12 protein-coding genes are annotated in these 20,229 nt (G+C 45.7%); 4 read left to right on the top strand and 8 right to left on the bottom strand.

The features are described from left to right. Positions 1 to 2 precede the first annotated feature (2 nt). The 7 genes from RJD38_RS09180 to hemL all read right to left on the bottom strand — a co-directional run bounded on the left by RJD38_RS09180 (position 3) and on the right by hemL (position 11,932). Complete coding sequence (locus RJD38_RS09180) at positions 3 to 1,028, bottom strand: ABC transporter permease (RefSeq protein ID WP_005593235.1); 1,026 nt, start codon at positions 1,026 to 1,028, stop codon at positions 3 to 5. Between the two features lie 2 nt (positions 1,029 to 1,030). Further along, complete coding sequence (locus RJD38_RS09185; RefSeq protein WP_005593236.1) at positions 1,031 to 2,017, bottom strand: ABC transporter permease; 987 nt, start codon at positions 2,015 to 2,017, stop codon at positions 1,031 to 1,033. A gap of 172 nt (positions 2,018 to 2,189) precedes the next feature. Then, positions 2,190 to 3,872: an ABC transporter substrate-binding protein gene (locus RJD38_RS09190; RefSeq protein WP_005593237.1), complete on the bottom strand. Its 1,683-nt coding sequence runs from the start codon at positions 3,870 to 3,872 to the stop codon at positions 2,190 to 2,192. A gap of 642 nt (positions 3,873 to 4,514) precedes the next feature. Beyond that, positions 4,515 to 7,898, bottom strand: coding sequence for a response regulator (locus tag RJD38_RS09195; RefSeq protein ID WP_065545692.1), 3,384 nt, complete (start codon positions 7,896 to 7,898; stop codon positions 4,515 to 4,517). Between the two features lie 193 nt (positions 7,899 to 8,091). Further along, positions 8,092 to 9,114 (bottom strand): 16S rRNA (guanine(1207)-N(2))-methyltransferase RsmC, encoded by a 1,023-nt coding sequence (gene rsmC, locus RJD38_RS09200; RefSeq protein WP_009733666.1) that lies wholly within the window; start codon positions 9,112 to 9,114, stop codon positions 8,092 to 8,094. 96 nt (positions 9,115 to 9,210) lie between these two features. Further along, positions 9,211 to 10,296 carry an AI-2E family transporter gene (locus tag RJD38_RS09205; RefSeq protein WP_005593240.1) on the bottom strand — a complete coding sequence of 362 codons (1,086 nt, stop codon included), beginning with the start codon at positions 10,294 to 10,296 and terminating at the stop codon, positions 9,211 to 9,213. 343 nt (positions 10,297 to 10,639) lie between these two features. Further along, complete coding sequence (hemL, locus tag RJD38_RS09215; RefSeq protein WP_005593243.1) at positions 10,640 to 11,932, bottom strand: glutamate-1-semialdehyde 2,1-aminomutase; 1,293 nt, start codon at positions 11,930 to 11,932, stop codon at positions 10,640 to 10,642. Between the two features lie 285 nt (positions 11,933 to 12,217). Here hemL and erpA point away from each other — a divergent pair, with 285 nt between their 5' ends. The 3 genes from erpA (at position 12,218) to RJD38_RS09230 (ending at position 17,120) form a co-directional block, all read left to right on the top strand. Further along, positions 12,218 to 12,559 (top strand): iron-sulfur cluster insertion protein ErpA, encoded by a 342-nt coding sequence (gene erpA, locus RJD38_RS09220; RefSeq protein ID WP_005593244.1) that lies wholly within the window; start codon positions 12,218 to 12,220, stop codon positions 12,557 to 12,559. A gap of 278 nt (positions 12,560 to 12,837) precedes the next feature. Further along, complete coding sequence (locus RJD38_RS09225; RefSeq protein ID WP_065545690.1) at positions 12,838 to 13,941, top strand: efflux RND transporter periplasmic adaptor subunit; 1,104 nt, start codon at positions 12,838 to 12,840, stop codon at positions 13,939 to 13,941. Positions 13,942 to 13,949: 8 nt separating this feature from the next. Further along, positions 13,950 to 17,120: an efflux RND transporter permease subunit gene (locus RJD38_RS09230; protein ID WP_367971234.1), complete on the top strand. Its 3,171-nt coding sequence runs from the start codon at positions 13,950 to 13,952 to the stop codon at positions 17,118 to 17,120. Positions 17,121 to 17,226: 106 nt separating this feature from the next. Here the strand turns inward: RJD38_RS09230 and RJD38_RS09235 are convergent, their stop codons facing one another. Next, positions 17,227 to 18,513, bottom strand: coding sequence for a peptidoglycan DD-metalloendopeptidase family protein (locus RJD38_RS09235; protein WP_065545689.1), 1,287 nt, complete (start codon positions 18,511 to 18,513; stop codon positions 17,227 to 17,229). Between the two features lie 128 nt (positions 18,514 to 18,641). Here RJD38_RS09235 and tyrS point away from each other — a divergent pair, with 128 nt between their 5' ends. Beyond that, positions 18,642 to 19,829, top strand: a complete 1,188-nt coding sequence (tyrS, locus tag RJD38_RS09240; protein ID WP_005593319.1) for a tyrosine--tRNA ligase — start codon at positions 18,642 to 18,644, stop codon at positions 19,827 to 19,829. Positions 19,830 to 20,229: the final 400 nt, after the last annotated feature.

Genomic DNA, 20,229 nt, shown 5'->3' on the forward strand with positions numbered 1-20,229 from the left:
GATTATTTATCTCCGCTCCAAAGTGCATTTTGTGGTGGTAGCTCAGGTTCACGCTCGTTTTTATCTTGCGCAGCAAGCTTCTTCCAACGCTTCATACCTTTGTGTGAGCGAAGTTGCGGGTTAGCAATTTCATCCACAGCGAAGTTAAGTAGAGCAAGACCAGTCATAAGAAGAATCAGAGCCATACATGGAGCGAGTAGTTCCCACCAAGCGCCAATCAGCATTGAAGATGATGTCTGTACGTTGTACAGCATGATGCCCCAGCTAACGGTGTTCGGGTCACCAAGACCTAGGAACGAGATAGTGGCTTCCATCATGATTGCGTACATAACTGAACCGATGAAGCTTGCACCAACGATTGGGATAAGGTTTGGCAAAATCTCAACGAAGATGATGCGCCATGAAGATTCACCCAATACTTCTGCTGCTTTAACGAACTCTTTTTCACGTAGGGCAAGAGTTTGGGAGCGTATAACACGAGCACCCCAGGCCCAGGCCGTAAAGCCGATGATTAAGGCAATGGTTAGTGGCCCTGCCTCACCGATAAAGGCCGCGAGAACAAACAGTAGTGGGTACTGTGGAATAACCAGCATGATGTTCATTGCTGCAGTTAGGAAGTCATCAACACGTCCACCGAAGTAACCTGCTGAGATACCGATAACCGTCGCTAGAAAACATACTGTGATACCAGCGCCAAAACCTACTGATAGTGATACGCGAGAACCGTGTACGAACTGAGACCAAACGTCACGGCCCATACGAGAGGTACCCATTACGTGGTCCGCTTTTTTCGACATAATCAAAGTGCGGCGATCATCAGCTAGGTTTTTCGCTACCCAACCATCTGGATTTGCTTGTGCAGCTTTTACCACAGATGCTGGATATTCGTGTGGGTTACCAGTACGTTTGTCTGGAGCGTGCTTTGCAAGTAGCGGTGCACATAGAGCCATCAAAACAAACGCGCTAAGAATAATACTGCCAACCAGTGCCATCGGGTTACCGACGATCAGTTTGAAGATACCTTTCATTATTATTTACCTCCCTTACGTAGGCGAGGGTCGAGAACTACGTATAGCATGTCTGCAAGTAGGTTAAAGAACAGCATGAATAACGTCATGATAAGTAGCTGACCTTGAAGTACTTGGTAATCACGCGCTTTAATCGCGTTAAATAGAACTGAACCTAGACCTGGGTAGTTAAAGATGATTTCGATAATCAACTGACCACCGATTGCCATACCTAGTGCCATTGAAAGTGCGGTTACACTTGGAAGCATCGCGTTACGAGCTGCGTAGTTAAATACAATACGTTTTTCGCTTAGGCCTTTGCCTTTCGCCATCGTAATGTAATCTTCCGCTAGTAGGTTGATCATGTTGTTACGCATGTTTACTAGGAAGCCACCAATCTGAACGATGGTTGCACACACTAGCGGTAGTACTGCGTGGTAAGCGACGTCTTTAATGAACGCCCAGCTTGTCCAGTCAGGAGATGTACCCGCTGTGTAAGCGTAACCCGTAGGGAACCATTTAAGACCGATTGCGAAAGTAAACAGTGCAATCATGGCAATAACGACTTGAGGTACTGCTTGGATAACTAGCATGCCAGGAGTAATGAACGCATCGTATTTACTACCGCGTTTCCAAGCTGCGTAGATACCTAAGATTGAGCCAAGAGAGAATGAAAAAACTACTGCAGTACCTGCTAGGAATAGAGACCAGCCAAATGCACCACCAAGTAGAGTGTTTACTGACAGAGGGTAGAATTGAATCGAAGTACCCAGCTCCCAGCTCAGAATGTTTTTCATGTAGGCAAAGTATTGCATCCAAATAGGACCATCTACGAAGCCTAGTAGTTGTTTCATTGCTTCAATACGCTCAGGAGTAACCTGAACCGAAGCGTTGGCAAACATCATGGTAACTGGGTCACCAGGCATTGCTCGCGGAATAATAAAGTTCAACGTTGCCGCAACTAAAAGAGCGACAAAATAAAATGACAAACGTCTTAAAAAATAACCCATAACTTACACCTTAATCACCCAGATTTTCCCTGTTCCTGGTGTCAGGTCGCCCTCAGCGAAACTACTTATTTGAGCGCGAAAAATCCCCTGACGCAAAGCGCCATACCATAAATGCTAACAGGAGGGGGGATGTGCGGCGCACGGGATGTGCGCCGCTATATTGAATGTCTAATTACTTAACTGGTTTTAGGTCCAGTACGTGTAGTAGACGCTCAGGGATACCGTCCCAAATGTTTGGACGACCCTTAGGATTTTCTTCATTCCACCAACCAGTGAAACGAGTTGTATTGTATTGGTACATGTATGCACCAGACATTACAGGAACCGTTACTTGGTCAGCTGCGATGATTTGCTGGATACCGTGAGCGATGTCTAGCTGTTCTTTCTTATCAGCAGTTTTGTAGAAGCTGTTTAGAAGACCATCTAGCTTGTCGTTCTTGTAGTAGTGCAAAGCAAAGCGTGGCATGCCGTCACCAGACTGAAGTGCTGAGTTGTAAGCACTGTTCCAGTATAGGTGTGGATCCGCACCGTGGAAGTAGTTGGTGTATGCTACGTCGTACGTTGCTTCTAGCATCGCTTGGTTGTACACAGAGAAGTCTGGTGTACGCGCTTTCGCTTTGATGCCTACTTCAGCCAGTTGCTCAACAGCAAGTTGAACAGTGTTGTTGAAGTCAGTCCAACCGTTTGGAGATTGGATTAGAAGTTCGAAAGACTTACCAGATGGAGTGTCAACGAAACCGTCTTTGTTCACATCTTTAAAGCCTGCTTTAGCTAGTAGCGCTTTAGCACCTTCAACGTTGTACGTGTTGTAGCCTTTGTACTTAGCGTGAGTTTCTTCGTCAGACCAAGTCTTAAATGCGTAACCAAGACCAGAAGCGAAGTCATTCACTGTACCGCCGCCGTAGAATGCGATGTCGATAATAGTTTGACGGTCAATAGCCATAGAGAATGCGCGACGGAAGTCAACGTTAGTTAACGCTTCGTTCTTCACTGCATCTGGGTGCTTGAAGTTAACTACGAATGACTGAGTACCTGATGGCGGGTACCAGTATTGGTGGTTAGGACTTGCAGCTGCGTAAGTACGGTCGATATCTGGAACGAACGATGAAGTCCAGTCCATTTCGCTGTTTACAACTTTACCTAGGAACTGGTCGTTGTTCGCGATTTGCGGAACACGTAGACAGTCAACTTCTAGGTTGTCAGCATCCCAGTAGTTAGGGTTACGACATTGTGTGTAAAGTTGAGGAGTAAAAGTATCGATTTCAGTAAACGGACCAGTACCTACTGGATTTTCGTTTGTGAACGTTGATGGATCTTTTACTTTGCTCCAGATGTGCTCAGGAACGATAGGTAGTTTAACGATTTCGTAAGGCGCGTTTGAGTTCGCTTCCGCAATGTTGAACTTAACTTGGTAGTCGTTCAGTTTCTCTACGCTAGTAACCCAAGCGTTAGTACCTGCTTGGTCTAGTTCAGGTTTTGCTTTAACTAGTTCAAAAGAGTAGATAACGTCGTCTGCGTTGAATGTTTCGCCGTCAGACCATTTAACGCCTTTACGGATATCGAAAACAACACTTAGTAGATCGTCAGCAACGGTAAAACCTTCAGCTAGACGGAATACAGGCGTGTTACCGTGCATTTCGTTGAATACAACTAGCGGCTCGTATAGGAAATCACGAGTAGTGTGCAAGTTAGTTGCACCTAGGTACGGGTTAAAGTTACGTACGAAGGTAGTGTACTCTTTAGGGTGGATCGTTAGTTCACTTTTTTCTGCTGCAGTTGCTACTGATGCGAAACCAGTAGTAGCTGTTGCGATGATCGCTGTTGCTAATGCAGTTTTTTTAATGTTGGCAAGCATAGCTGTTCCTTACTATTTGCTTTCATTTCACTAATGGATGAATGTTATCAATTGATGAACACTCGCCAAGACCTACCTCAGAAACTATTTCTCAACGTCAGAGGTTGTTGGGAAATATGAGTGGCCTGTAGGCCCTAGGCACATCTAGAAAACACTGAATTCGCATGTTTATCAATTGCCATTCCCGTTAAAAACGTCAAAACACCACTCAGTAACGTCAATAACGTCAATTAATTGTATTTTTTGCTCAATGCGGTTAAAAAATAAGCTTTGAAGTGTGTCGCAGTTTGCCTTGGGGTGATGGTGTTAAGTTAGTGTTCACTATCTTCTTGTTTCTTTATTTTAAATGGTTGCGTTGGTGGTTCTGGTTCGGTGCGATCTCCATCACTAGGCGGTTTTAGTGTTAATTCACTACGCTAATTTTAAACTGACGAATTGTTGTGATTGGGTTCGCAATTACGTTGCTTTATTTACTTTTAGGCGGATTTTAGCGTTTTTGACCGTTATTTTTGGGCTCAGTTTCAAACAATTGTCGACGTGAAACCAAGTTGTTTTTCGCTGTGTAAAAACGCTAATGAGAACGATTATCTCAAGATAAAAAAAAGCCCATCGATTTGACGGGCTGGATAGTGATTGAACTCACTAACTGGTCAGTAGGTGTTGAAGCTTATCTCGCAGCTCTTCAATCAGTGCTCGTTCGGCATTCATCTCGTGGCTGTTATCAAGAATATATTCCAGTGAGCTCAGTACGGTACGCCAACGTGGTGTTTTCGGTAGCGTTTCGATACGTAGGTATTTATCCAAGGTACGCGTTTGCAGAGTGCTGCGGTCTAGATAGACGCGCCATAAACCACTTTGCTCGGCAAAGGCAAACTTGGTTTGGCCTGAACTGTTTTCCCAGTAATTGATTGCGGTTGTCATTGCATCCACCAATACTTCGCGCATCACTTCCTGTTTCGACTTATGTTCACCTGTGACACGGTCAGCAAGGCGAGTAAATTCACCGCCTAATTCTTTGAGCTCTTGTAACTTGCCCTTGTCACCGTCAAACGCATAGCTTGAAAGTGCCTCTATGGCGGTCTCTAGGTTGTGAATACGCACCGCATTGGCGCCGCCGCCATTATCAAAGATGTACATTGACTTAAGGCCTGATTCCAGTGGCAGACGCAGAATGTCGGCATCGAGATGTTGGCGGGTATCCTCAACGTAGATATCAACCTTACCGCAATAGTGCTCTTGCTCAACATCAAGGAACTTAGGGCCTAAAATTTCGTCTGCATTTGAACGTTTTAGCTGTTCGGTGCTGCGTTTAAACAGTCGTGCTGCCGCTTCGTTAGCAAAGCGAATTCGACCATCGTCCCGGATACAGATTATCGCTTCTGGAGCAGATTCAAGTTGTTCTAACAATCGACCTTGTGTTTCGAGCAAGCTCGCTTCCACGGCGGCGCGTTGTTTTAATTCCTGCTGTAAACGGTGGTTTTCCGCTTTACGCAATTCAGCTTGGCTTGCTGAGAGGTGCACTAAAATACGGGCCGCCAGCTCTTGTTTATTGAATGGTTTTGATAAGTAGTCATTGGCGCCGGAATTGAAGCCACGAATACGGTCATCAGGCTGGTTTAAGGCGGTTAGCATAATGACAGGCAATTCTGACTGGCTGTAATTTTCACGAATGGTTTCACAGACTTGATAGCCACTTAAGCCCGGCATCATCACATCCAGTAGCACCAGTTCCGGTCTTTCTTGTTCAATTTGTTGTAAGGCTTCAAACCCATCTTTCGCCGTGCGTACACGATAGCCCGCGATTCTTAAGAAACTGTCCAATACTCTTAAGTTTACCGGTTCATCATCCACAACAAGCAGCAATTGACCATCAGGGTTCTCAGGTAGGCTACTGATGCTTGTTTCTTCTAGTTCATAGCTCTCAGGCACTTTAAAGTGGATGCTATCATTATGGCTCGCTTGCGCGATTTGCGCTTCGGTGGCAATCGGTAAGGTAAAGCTAAATGTTGTGCCGACCATTGGTTGGCTGCTGACATAGAGTGAGCCATCCATCAATTCAACTAACTGGCGGCTAATAGACAGACCAAGGCCTGCACCCTGACGGTAGCGGCTGGCATCATCGCTGGCTTGGATTAATGGTTCGAAAATATGCTCGATTTGGTCGGCAGGAATGCCTTGGCCTGTATCAACCACTTGCACGCGGATTTTATCGTCTACTACCGTAGCAGAAATAACAATTTTACCTTCGCGGGTGTATTTGATCGCGTTACCAACGAGATTATAAAGCACCTGTTCAAGACGTTGTGGATCCGCCGCAACCCAAACTGGCTCAGCCGCCACTTGGTTAATAATGCGGATCTGTTTGTTACCCAGTAGGTGTGACGAGAGCTCTAGCACAAGGCGAGTGGCACTCGATAAGTCGACACCACAGGTTTCGATGTCAAGATTGCCATAACGCATTTTGTGATAGTCGAGTAGATCGTCAACCAAGGTGGTTAAGCGTTGTCCGCTGCTGATGATAATATCGAGTTGATATTTATGATCGGCAGTAATCGGCCCACTTGCACCCGAAATAAGCGCTTCTGCAATGCCAATCATGCCATGCAGTGGGGTGCGTAATTCGTGTGAAGTGGTGGCAAGAAACTCATCTTTAAGTTTGTTGGCCAGCTGCAATTCATCATTTTTCTTCTGGATTATCGTGAGGTTATCTTCCAGCTCTTCATTTTGTTCGCGAATAAGCTGGATTTTGTCACGAATCGAACGCTGCATGCGATCAAATGCAATGGCGAGTCGGCCAATCTCATCTTTACGTTGAGTGTTGATTTCCGCATTGAGATCACCGGCTGATGCTTTTTCTGCTGACCATGTTAATTTCAATAATGGTAGCGTGATGAAGTTGGAGAGGTAGTGCGAAGCGATGACCACCACGATAATGGCAAACAGCATGGCAAAAACAAACAGTCGTTCAAGTTGTTGTACACGTGCAAAGGCTTCTTTTTCAGCGACTTCCACCACAAGTGCCCAGTCAATACCTTTGGTTTGGATATGGCTGTAGGCGGCAATAATCTCTTCACCGAGAGCATTGGTAAAGGTGCCTACTGACGCTGGATTATTAAAGGCACGATCGATAATAGTCAGGCTGTTATCAACCTCTTCTTGGCTATAAGCAAGGGTGCGTGGCTTGTGGTCTTCACCAACCAGTAAGGTTTTTATCGACCAAATGTTGTTATTGTCAGCCATCAATTTGGTCAGGCTGTTATTTGGTAGACGGAACATCGCGTAGCTATGTAGGTAGCCTTGTTGGATGATTGGCGCACCGATCCAAGCGTAAGATTTTCCATGATGAGTTTCGAAGTCAGAGAAGAACACTGGCGTGTAGTCTTCATTGGTCTTACGTACCGACGTGACATTTTTCTTCAGTTTTTGAAAGGCCAAACCTAAGTTATCGTCTTTGTATTTACCAGAGATTAGGTTGGTACCGAAGTTATCGTTTTTATAGATGGAATAGGTAACGTTGCCGTTAATATCGACCAACAAAATGTCGTCAAAATCAGAACGTTTTAACAGTTCTAAATAGGCGCGATGATAACGAGTATGTAGTAAGCGATAGCGCTCTGTACCGTTATAAATGTCCGATTGCGGCAAAATTGACGTTTTAATCTGATTCCCAGAGCCTTGAATATAGCGTTGCTGCGCATAATCACGAGCCTGGTTGATGTCCAAACCGAGGCTTTGGAACGCATTGACTAAGCCATAGAAGCGGCCGCCACTGGCGTAAGCGAGCTCTGAACGGACAAACCCCATCACTTCCGATTCGCGTGCATCAAGATAATCAACAATCTGTTGATGCTTACTATCTCGCACAGAGAGAAGATGTGAAGTGCTTTGCTCTTGGAGATCTTGGCTGTGCGAATTGAGGAAGAAGAGGGCGATCACAGTTAGAGGCGTGATACTGAGCGCCAAAAATGCCAGCATGAGTGTATTTTGCAGGCGTTTGAATCTTTGTTTTCGATACAACTTAAACATGATAAGGGGATGACTTTCCATGAGAACCAAGCGTAATCGGCTCGGTGTTAAAAACGTTGAATTTGCTGAAATGACAAAATTAACGAGTTTTTTTACTTTGACAAGTAAGTAACATGTAAAGCGTGGTAAAAGGCGCAGTTTTATTTAAATTGCAGTAAAAAAGCCCAGAATTTGAGTGATTCTGGGCCGAAGGTTATTTTTTTGCAGCGTAGATGGTGAATTTATTGGTCTTATTTAGCGTCTCGCAATTTCCAAACGCCTGCTCAATAATCGGCGGGTATTTTAAGAAGCTATTGGCCACTATCAGTAGTGTTCCTGCTAGGGAAAGTTGCTGTGGTGCTTGTGCAAGTAGTGTTTCGGTTGCACTGTAGCTGGTATCAAGCCCTGAGTGGAACGGAGGGTTACTGATGATAAATTGGTAACCATCGTGACAATCGGAATAGACATCAGAGGCAAAGACTTGACCTTGTAAGCCATTCGCTGCCAGTGTCGCTTTAGAGGATTCCACTGCAAGCGCGCTGATATCGCACATCTCTAGTTTAATCTCTGGATTTAGCATCGCCATCACGCTGCCAATCACGCCAGCACCACAGCCGAAATCAAGTACCTTACCGTGCAATGACGGTAAGGTATCAAGCAGCAGTTTACTGCCGATATCAAACTCACCGTGGCTAAAGACTCCCGGTAAACTTTTGATAGTCAAGGCTGTACCTTGGTAATCGACAGAGTAGCTTTTAAACCAAGCTTCCATGTTAAAAGGCGCAGCTTGTTGGGTGCACTGACCCCAATAGAACGAGCAGCGACGAGCAGAGTCATATTTTTTAACCACGCCATAAGGCTGAAACATCTTCTCGACGCTCTTAATGCCAGAACGATTTTCACCGACCACGGCAATTTCCGTCTCTGCACCCAGCTTCGCCATTAGCATCGCGAGTAGGTATTCAGCTTCTGCTTTGGCTTTTGGCCAATATAAAAGCACCATGTCGGCATTGGTCTGCTGATCAAACTCGGCACCAAATACCGCTGTGATGCTGGTGTTGGCTTTCAGCTGACGATAGTAGCCGTAGTTAGTGGTGAACACGGTGACAGACTCACAATGTTTTGCTAATTCAACGGGAAAAAGATCTTCAGCTTCGCCAGCCACCAAGACGTGTTTGCCTGCGAAGTAGGCAAGTTGGCGCTCAGCGATTTGGCTTGGGGCAATATAAGCAGACATGGTGTGCTCGACAGAAAAAAAAGAGGGAGGATTCTCTCATAATCCTCCCTCACTTGAAACTAGCACGCTTTAAATAACAACGCAGATATTGATGGCTTATTTATTGTCTTGCGAATCAAGGAAATCAGAGAATTCTTCTTCGTAGATGTTAAACAACACCATGGTGACAGCAAAGATGATTGGACCATAAATCAAACCAATCAAGCCGAACAGATGTAAGCCCCCCAATAATGAGAAGAAAATCATCAGCGTGTTCATGCCTGCGCTGCCTTGCATCAACAATGGACGTAGTAAGTTATCAATAGAGCCCACAATCGCGACACTCCACACTAATAGGAAGATCGCCCATGTGGTGTCTCCAGTGAGGAATAGATAGGCGACGGCAGGTACCCAAATAAGTGCGGTTCCAACCACGGGAATAAACGACGCAAACCCCATGATTGTGCCCCAGAATAAGCCTGGGAAGCCTGCTATCCACATACCAAACCCACCGGCAAAACCTTGTGCAATAGCGGTTAAGAACGACCCCATTACCGCTGATTTAGCGACTTTTTCGACTTCATCGAGCAATTTATCTTCTTGGCTACGTGATAGTGGCAAAATATGACGAATTGCGGAAATAATTTTGTCGTGATCACGTAGTAAGAAAAACAGTACGAATAGCATCAAGAAAAACGACATCAAGAAGTTGGTCGCATCACCAAGAATTTTAGCGCTGATACCAACAATGTTTGTACCAAAGGTGGTGGCGAACTCCGCGACTTTTTGGGCAATTTCTTGTGGCTTAATTGCATCAAATGGTAAGTATGTATTGACCAGTTTTAATCCCTTAACCACTAAAGGATGAGCAAAGATCTCTTGAATACCGCCGGTCGACACCCATTGATACACATTTTGTGAAAAAACCGTACCTTGCTGCACGATAGCGGCAAAAACAAATAGCAGCGGAATCACAATGATAAAGGTCAATACGATACAAGAGAGCAAAGAAACGAGGTTTTTGTGATTAGGTAGCTTGCCTTCAATCCAGCCATGGATTGGAAACATCAATAGCGAAATGATGAATGCCATCACAATGGAGTTGATATACGGCTCAAGCAGTAAAAAACAGGCAAAGGCTGACGCTAATAATGCAGCGATCAACACCCAATGATCAGAGGTGATATTTATTTTTTTTGACACAAGCGAACCCAAAGTAAAGTGCAATACAATTATAATGACGTGAAAATAGTGGCTAGGCAACTAATGAGGGTGTGATGGGGTGTTGTGGTAAAGATAAGGGGTGTCAATCGGAGCCAAAAAAACGTTCGATACCGTGGTTTGCAATTATTTGTACGGTGTTGGTGTTATTGGTTGTAATCAATTGGCAATGAACGAGGTGCTATCGGGATGGCGCGATGTTTTCGGTGTTATTCGAGTGACTATAGTAAAAAAAGCGCGTTCGGTTATCGAACGCGCTTTTTCATGCTATTGAGCGTGTGAGAACTATGACATCATCATCACGAAGCTAAGGCTTAATTAAGGCTTATTTTTCTTGAGCGATGATTGCGAAACAGCGATCAGCCGCTTCTAGTGTCGCTTCAATTTCCTTGCTGCCGTGAGCGAGCGAAGTAAAGCTTGCTTCAAAAGCAGAAGGTGCCAGGTAAACACCGTGCTCTAGCATCAGATGGAAGAAACGCTTGAAGCGCTCTACATCACACTTATTTACATCAGCAAAGCAGGTCACACTTTCTTGTTCAGTAAAGAAGAAACCGAACATGCCGCCAACTTGGTTTACCACTAGTGGAATACCGTGGCTGTCCGCTAGACGTTTGAAACCATCAGCAAGTTGTTTTGTTGCTGATGCAAGACGCGCCTCGTTACCTTCCGCACGTAGTACGCTCAAACAAGCAAAGCCTGCCGCCATTGCCACTGGGTTACCAGACAGAGTGCCGGCTTGATATACAGGGCCGGTTGGCGCGATGTATTGCATTACATCTTTACGACCACCAAACGCACCCACTGGCATACCGCCACCGATGACTTTACCCAGAGTGGTCAGATCAGGCTTGATGTTGTAGTGTGCTTGTGCGCCACCTAGAGCAACACGGAAACCCGTCATTACTTCATCAAAGATCAGTAGTGCGCCTTCTTGATCACAGATTTCGCGTAGGCCTTCATGGAAACCCTCAACCGGTGGAATACAGTTCATGTTGCCCGCAACGGGTTCGACGATGATACAAGCAATTTCGCCTTTGTTCGCTGCAAACAATTCACGAACTGAATCAAGGTCGTTAAAGGTTGCCGTTAGTGTGTATTTGGCAAAATCAGCCGGTACACCTGGTGAGCTTGGTTGACCAAGTGTCAATGCACCAGAACCTGCTTTCACCAGTAGGCTGTCCGCGTGGCCGTGGTAACAGCCTTCAAATTTCATGATTTTATCGCGACCAGTGAAACCACGCGCAAGACGGATAGCACTCATGGTTGCTTCTGTACCAGAGCTCACCATGCGGATTTGTTCCATTGATGGCACTAACTCAGTCACTAACTCAGCCATGTTAATTTCAAGCTCAGTTGGCGCACCAAAGCTTAAACCACGTTGCGCTGCATCAATCACGGCTTGGCGAATCAGAGCGTGGTTGTGGCCAAGGATCATTGGACCCCAAGAACCGACGTAGTCGATGTAGGCTTTGCCGTCCGCATCAAAAATAAGAGGGCCATCAGCGCGTTCAACAAAAATTGGAGCGCCACCCACACCGTTAAATGCGCGCACAGGTGAGTTCACACCACCAGGGATGGTCTTTTGCGCCTTTTGATATAAGTCTGCTGATTTGGTCATTGAAATATCCTCTTTTGATTGCTCGGACCAATTAGGTGGGCATTGTACCTGCCAAACTCAGTGCACGAAATGTTTTCCCACATATTGTGGCTAATTTGAGGCCAATTCACGCAAATGAAGAGAAAAACAACGAACCACGAAAGAGAAATATTCAACGATTATTGGTGAATACTTGAACGCTGCACTCAGGTATTAGATAATCACTAGATTATTAGAAGATAACTGCTGTAAGCGAACCTAACAATTAGGTTGTTTTGAATGGCAGATCATAAGAGAGAGGTCGTTGTGAGCGAAGCCAACATCCCCCTAACCTTTTCTGATACAGCAGCTAAGCGTGTGCACGCTCTGATTGCAGAAGAAGAGAATCCAAATTTGAAGTTGCGTGTGTACATCACAGGTGGCGGTTGTAGCGGTTTTCAGTACGGCTTTACATTTGACGAAAGCGTCAATGAAGGCGACACGACGATTGAAAACTGCGGTGTAACTTTAGTAGTTGACCCAATGAGTCTGCAATACCTGATCGGTGGTATGGTGGATTACACCGAAGGCCTAGAAGGTTCACGCTTTTTTGTAAACAACCCAAATGCTACGACAACTTGTGGCTGTGGTGCATCGTTTAGCGTGTAAGCAACTAAGTAACTGAAAAAGCTGCCTAAGGGCGGCTTTTTTTATTTTAAAGTGAGCTTCTAAATAGTCTTAATGTAACCCTATACATTGGTTATCGACGAAATTCCAATCGAAGTCATACATAGTAAGTTGATTAATTTCTAAGCTTGTTATCCCTGTCAGCCTTGTTATCCTAACAATCTTGCAACAGTCATGTTGTTACTCCTCAGTATCATTTGAACAATCAGTAAACCTCGTAAGCACAGTGGAAGGCGGCTTATGTATTACTAAGGATAGTTATGGCTAAATCGTCTATTTTCCATTTTTTATCAGTCAGACCTTATATTGTCTCTTTGGTTTTAGTGATTTTACTCGCCACTTGGCTTGCGATGGGGGCGTCCGATGCCCAAGAAACGCCGCCTGGGGCTGATCAAGAAACAAGCGTGCCGCTGGCTAAAGTGGCTTACCAAACCTTCATCGCGCAACAAGTACACAAAAGTATTGATTTGTACGGTCGTACCGCGCCAGATCGTCAGGCTAAGCTGGGGGCTGAGATTGCCGGTAAAATTGTGACTTTGCAGGTAAAAAAAGGTGAGGTGGTTAAGCGTAATCAAGTCATTGCTCAAATTGACAAAGGTGATCTTGAGATTCAATTGCAGCGTGCTCAAGCGATGCTCAATGTGCGGGTGAAAGAGTTTAAAGCAGCGCAATCACTCAAAAAGAAAGGCCTACAAGGTGAAGTGGCCTTTGCCAATGCTCAAGCGGCGCAAATTGAAGCCAGAGCAATGGTCAGCAATGCCAAGTTAGCGCTGCGTAATACGGCGGTTACGGCCCCTTTTTCTGGGGTTGTGGATCATCTTTATATTGAGCAGGGCGATTTCGTCGCGGTGGGTGATCCGGTTGCATCCTTGATTGATTTAGACAAAATCGTGATTGAGGCTGACGTTAGCGAGCGGCATATTCAGGATTTAAAGCTAAACCAAGCGGCGAATGTGCGCTTTATTAATGGCCAAGAGACCGAAGGAAAATTGCGTTATATCGCGCGGATCTCTTCAACCTCGACCAATACCTTTCCGATAGAAATTGAAGTCGATAACCCTCAACAACTTATCCCAGCAGGCGTCAGTACCGAAGTTGAATTGAATCTCAAAGATCAATTGGCGGTTAAAGTCACTCCTGCGATGTTGGCCTTAGATAAGGTTGGTAACTTAGGCATCAAAACACTGGTTGAGCAGGACAAAGTAAAATTTGTGCCAATTCAGTTGGTCAAAGCTGAGCAAGATGGCGTGTGGCTGACAGGGTTGGGTGAGCAAGTGAAGATCATCACCACAGGGCAAGGTTTTGTGCGTGATGGTGATCAAGTGATCGCGGTTGAGGCTAGTGCTCAGCAAGTGAAGCAGTAGGAGGCGCTATGTTTAGCTTAATTGATGCGGCCTTGTCGCGTACGCGAACCATGTTAGTGCTTCTAGTGTTTATTTTGATCGCTGGTGTGATCACCTACATCACCATTCCCAAAGAATCGAGCCCCGATATTACCATCCCTATAATCTATGTCTCGGTTGGCCACCAAGGCATTTCACCGGTCGATTCTGAACGTCTGTTAGTACGCCCGATTGAGCAGCAATTGCGTTCGATTGAAGGCGTGAAAGAGATGACATCAACAGCATCGGAAGGACATGCTTCAGTCATACTGGAATTTTCGGTTGGCATGGATCTCAATAAAGCGATGGCGGATGTTCGTGAAGCGGTTGATCTCGCCAAACCTAAATTACCAGAAGACAGCGATGAGCCGACCGTTAATGAGGTAACGCTGGCCTCAGAAGAGCCAGTTCTATCGTTAGTTCTGTATGGTACGGTGCCAGAGCGTACCATTGTGCAAATAGCCCGACGTTTACAAGATAAGCTGGAAAGCTATCGCCAAGTGTTGGAAGTCAACATTGCTGGTGATCGTGAAGATATCGTCGAGATTATTGTCGATCCCTTACTGATGGAAAGTTATGGCCTAGATCAAGCGGATATCTACAACCTCATTGCATTGAACAATCGAGTGGTCGCAGCCGGTTTCGTGGATACCGGTTATGGCCGCTTCTCGGTTAAAGTCCCTTCAGTATTTGATTCGCTTAAAGATGTACTTGAACTGCCGATTAAAGTCGATGGTAAACAAGTCATCACTTTTGCTGATGTTGCCACTGTGCGCCGCGCTTTCCGTGATCCAGAAAGCTACGCTCGCCTTGATGGTGAATCGGCGGTGGTGTTGGATGTCAGCAAGCGTGCCGGTGAAAACATCATTGAAACGGTAGAGCTGGTGAAAGCGGTGCTGATTGAAGCGCAAAAAATGCCAGAGTGGCCGAATAACTTGCTGGTTAAGTACACTTGGGATCAATCAAATGACGTCAAAATGATGCTCAATGATCTGCAGAACAATATTTTGTCAGCGATTATTTTGGTGGTGATCGTCATCATCGCGATTTTAGGTATGCGCACCGCTATGTTGGTCGGCATCTCGATTCCGGGCTCATTTTTGGCGGGTTTGCTAGCGCTGTCGGTGTTTGGCATTACCATCAATATTATTGTGCTGTTCGCCTTTATTATGGCGGTGGGCATGCTGGTGGATGGTGCGATCGTCGTAACGGAGTTTGCCGATCGGCGTATGCAAGAAGGGGTGCCGAGAAAGCAAGCTTACCGCGATGCGGCTAAACGGATGGCATGGCCTATCACTGCTTCAACCGCGACCACATTAGCCGCTTTTGCTCCGTTATTATTTTGGCCTGATGTGACCGGCGAGTTCATGAAGTACTTGCCGTTAACCTTGATTGCCACGCTGTTTGCTTCGCTGGTAATGGCGATGTTATTTGTACCGGTACTGGGCGGTTTATTTGGCAAACCGCAGAATGTCACCTCAGTCAGTCGTCAGCGAATGGTCGCTTTACATGATGGTGACTTCTCTCAAGCAACTGGCTTGACTAAGCTTTATTACCACACACTCAATGTTGCAATTAACCACCCGATTAAAATTCTGCTGTTGGCGATTGCTTTGGCGTTTGGTGTGGGGGCTGCATACAACAAAGCGGGTTTGGGCGCCGAGTTTTTCCCCGAGGTCGATCCGCCGTTTTTTACCGTCAAAGTTCGCTCTTATGGTGATCTGTCGATTAACGAGAAAGACGATATTATGCGCGACATCGAACAGATGATGCTGGGGCATGATGAGTTTGAGAGTGTTTATACGCGTACAGGGGGAGATGATGAGATCGGTCAGATCCAGATTACCCCAGTGGATTGGCAATATCGCCGTAAAGTCAAAGAGATCATTGAAGATCTGAAACAGCAGACCGATCAATATGCTGGGGTCGAGATTGAATACAAGTTCCCAGATGCAGGACCGCCAGTGGAACATGATTTGGTGGTTGAGATGTCGTCGCTCGATCTTGAACAGCTGGATGCTGGAGCCAAACAAGTACGTGAATGGGCTGATGGTTATGGCGCCTTAACCAACATTAGTGATAACTCGAGCAAAGAGGGTATTGATTGGCAGATCGATATTCGCCGTGATGATGCTTCGCGCTTTGCCGCAGATGCAACCTTGGTGGGCAATACCGTGCAGTTTGTTACCAATGGCTTAACTATTGGTGATTACTTGCCGGATGATTCCAATGAAGAGGTTGATATTATTGTCCGTTATCCTGAAGAGAAGCGAGATATTGGTAAGTTTGATCAACTGAGAGTCAAAACTGCACTTGGAATGGTGCCGATCACTAACTTTGCCAGCATCGTCCCAGATCACAAGCAGGATACGATTCATCGCGTTGATGGTCATCGAATTATTAGTATTAAAGCGGACATCAAAGAGGGTTATAACCTTGCATTGGAGCTGCCTAAGATCGAGCAAGCGTTAGGTGAGATCCCTCTGCCCAACGGTGTGGATTTTAAGTTGCGAGGACAAAATGAAGAGCAGCAAAACTCATCGGCATTCTTGCAAAATGCCTTCTTAGTGGCTTTAGTGGTGATGGCTCTGATTCTGATCACCCAATTCAATAGTTTTTATCAAGCGTTCCTAATCTTGAGTGCGGTCTTATTCTCCACCGTGGGGGTATTTGCCGGACTACTGATTTTCCAACGTCCGTTTGGGGTCGTGATGTCGGGAATAGGGGTTATTGCCTTGGCAGGCATAGTGGTTAATAACAATATCGTGTTGATTGACACCTTCAACCAACTGCGTCGACGTGGTTTGGATAAGCGTGAAGCCATCTTGCGTACCGGTGTGCAGCGTTTGCGTCCGGTACTGCTGACCACTGTCACTACCATTCTCGGTTTGTTGCCGATGGTATTGGAAATGAACATCGACCTGATTAATCAGAAGGTCGAGTTTGGTGCTCCAAGTACTCAATGGTGGTCACAGCTTGCGACTGCGGTGTCTGGAGGCTTAGCATTTGCGACGGTATTGACCTTGGTATTGACACCATGCCTATTGATGTTAGGCCGTAAAGAGGTGCAGCAAGAAGATAAAACTCAAGCACCATTATTGGTGGCTGAGAAAGCACCATTAGAGCCAGATTCACAGCCGAAGGTAGAATCGATCGCCTAGCGAGTACAGCCTTGATAGTGAGTTAAGAGCTAGAGTAAGAATAATAAAAAAGCGCAGGACGATAATCCTGCGCTTTTTTATTTATTTTTGATGATTGAGCCAATCACTAATTGCTGGCAAGTAATTCTCGGTAGCGCTCAAGATTGTTCAATCTAATTTCCGCATTGGCCATAAAGGTTTGTTTGGCTTTGCCAGTTAACGATTTTGATTGCGGTAGTTTCACTGTGCGCGCGTTTCTATGTACGCCATTAACTAAGAATTCATAGTGTAGATGGGGGCCGGTTACACGGCCTGTGCCACCCAGTGTACCAATGGTTTGTCCTTGCTTAACTCGCTGGCCGCTTTTGACCATGCGACGTGTTAAGTGCAGGTATTTGGTGACATAAATATTGCTATGTTTAATGAAGACATAGTTACCGTTAAATTGGTTGTAGCTCGACTTTAAGACAATACCATCACCAGCAGCCCAAATCGGTGTACCCACAGGGGCCGCATAATCAGTCCCTCGGTGCGCGCGTACTTTCCCCGTCACTGGGTGGCGGCGAGTTGGATTAAAGTTGGAGGTGACACGACGAAAATCAAGGGGTGAACGCAGGAAGGCTTTCTTCATCGCGCGTCCTTCTTCATCGTAGTAATTGCCGGTCTTGTCATCCAAAATCGCTTTTAAAGTATCACCTTGGTTAGTAAAAACGGCTGCGATGATCTGTCCGCGATCAACCACTTCACCTTCAACGATTTTTTCTTGATAGAGGATCTTAAAGCTATCGCCTTGACGAATGTCGAGCGCAAAGTCGATATCCCAGCCAAAAATGCCGGCCAGCTCCATGATTTGGTTCGCTGTCAGCCCTGCGCTAATCGCGGCATTCCAGAAGTTAGAGCTGATAGAGGCTTCGGCATAGTTATATTGGTAATTGACTTCTTTAGCATCAATCGAGCCTTTGAAGCTGCCATCGGATTTGGTGATTTGGTAGGTTTCGTAAGCGTTGAGTGGGCGTTTGATTTGGATTAGCTCATCATCAGCATCAAAACCAAATTTGAGGACATCACCCGGACGAAGCTTGGTTAACTGCTGCTCAATCTCTTTGCTTGAAGTGGTGAGTTGGTAAAGCAAGCGCGAAGAGAGCCCCGCGCGCTGAAAAACAATTGCAGCGCTTTCACCGGGAGCGACCTTGTATTGTTCCCAACGTAATTGAGACAGCGGCTGCGCCATTGGCTCAACGACTAGGTTCGCCGGTTGAATTTCAAGTGGGTAGTTCTTCCCTATTTCATAGATGCCTTTTTCATCACGCAAAGACTTGGGCTCTGGCAAGGCCAGTGCAACACCAATTAAAACGATGAAAAGGATAATTAAAGCCCGATGAAGTTTTGGGAGTCGAGCGAAAAGCGACAACATTGTATGTCCGTATTATATTTTCGACAAAAAAAGCTAGCTGACTAGTCTAACTGGTTTCAAAAAGCATCGCTATTCAAGTAAGATGTAAAATTACCAAATTTTTGCCAAATCTGTGGGAGTGAACAAGAATGGCGAGTATTGAAGCAGCACTGGCCGAGATTAAGCGCGGTGTCGAGGAACTGATTCCTGAAGAAGAACTGATTGCTAAGCTGAAAGAGGGTCGCCCTCTTCGCATCAAATTGGGTGCCGATCCAACAGCGCCAGATATCCATCTGGGCCATACAGTTATCTTTAACAAACTGCGCGCGTTCCAAGAGCTTGGACACGAAGTAACTTTCCTGATTGGTGATTTCACGGCAATGGTCGGTGATCCTTCAGGTAAGAACACGACACGCCCACCTCTAAGCCGTGAACAAGTACTGGCGAATGCGGAAACGTATAAAGAGCAGGTATTTAAAATCCTAGATCCGGCGAAGACGACGATTTCATTTAACTCTGAGTGGTTATCTGATTTAGGCGCGGAAGGTATGATCCGTCTAGCATCAAACCAAACGGTTGCACGTATGCTAGAACGTGATGATTTTAAAAAGCGTTACGCTGGCGGTCAGCCAATTGCTATCCACGAGTTTATGTATCCGCTGCTTCAAGGTTATGACTCAGTTGCAATGAAAACCGACGTAGAGCTAGGTGGTACTGACCAGAAGTTTAACCTTCTAATGGGACGTGAGCTGCAAAAAGCACACGGTCAAAAACCACAAGCAGTATTGATGATGCCGCTTCTTGTTGGCCTAGATGGCGAGAAGAAGATGTCTAAATCTGCGCACAACTACATCGGTATCAGCGAAGCGCCAAGCGAAATGTTTGGTAAAATCATGTCGATCTCTGACGATCTGATGTGGAGCTACTACGAGTTGTTGTCATTCCGCCCATTGGCTGAAATTGCACAGTTCAAAGCAGACATCGCAGAAGGTAAGAACCCTCGTGATGTTAAGATCCTACTTGCGAAAGAGATCATTGCACGTTTCCATTCGGAAGCTGATGCTGATGCGGCAGAGCAAGAATTCATCAACCGTTTTGCTAAAAACCAAATCCCAGACGAAATGCCTGAGTTTGAATTTGACGCAGAAACGCCGGTGGCGAACTTGCTAAAAGAAGCGGGCCTATGTGCTTCAACTTCTGATGCGATGCGTATGGTTAAGCAAGGCGCGGCGAAAATGGATGGCGAGAAAGTGGCAGATGCTAAGCTAACGCTAGCGGCTGGCACTTATGTCTTCCAAGTGGGTAAGCGTAAGTTTGCTCGAATCACTATCAAATAGTGATGTTTTTAAAGTAATCGATAAAGCGCCGTTATAGGCGCTTTTTTTGTATCCAATAAACCTAGTTTATGGTCAATTTATTGGTGCGAAATTACATTACTTTGTTATCATACCCACGCTGCTAAATCAGCAGTAAATTCGGAGTTTTTAATGAACAATATCGACCATCCCCCCAGTCTTAGCGTGACTAAGATTAAGGGCGAAAACTAACCCCCCAATCGGTATTGCTTCAATCGCATCTACCCATCGGGTAGGGCTTCTTTTCTCTCTTCTTTTTCGTCACTCTGTTAGATACCTATACAACGCATTGCTTTGGCTAAACTGCCTAAGCCAATAAACATGTGTCTTTTTTGAGTGAACGCTTTACACATTCACCCAACTCATTGTGTGCTTTGTTGCG

It is taken from the genome of Vibrio scophthalmi (assembly GCF_040869025.1).
In the GTDB taxonomy this organism is placed as follows: Bacteria; Pseudomonadota; Gammaproteobacteria; order Enterobacterales; family Vibrionaceae; genus Vibrio; species Vibrio scophthalmi.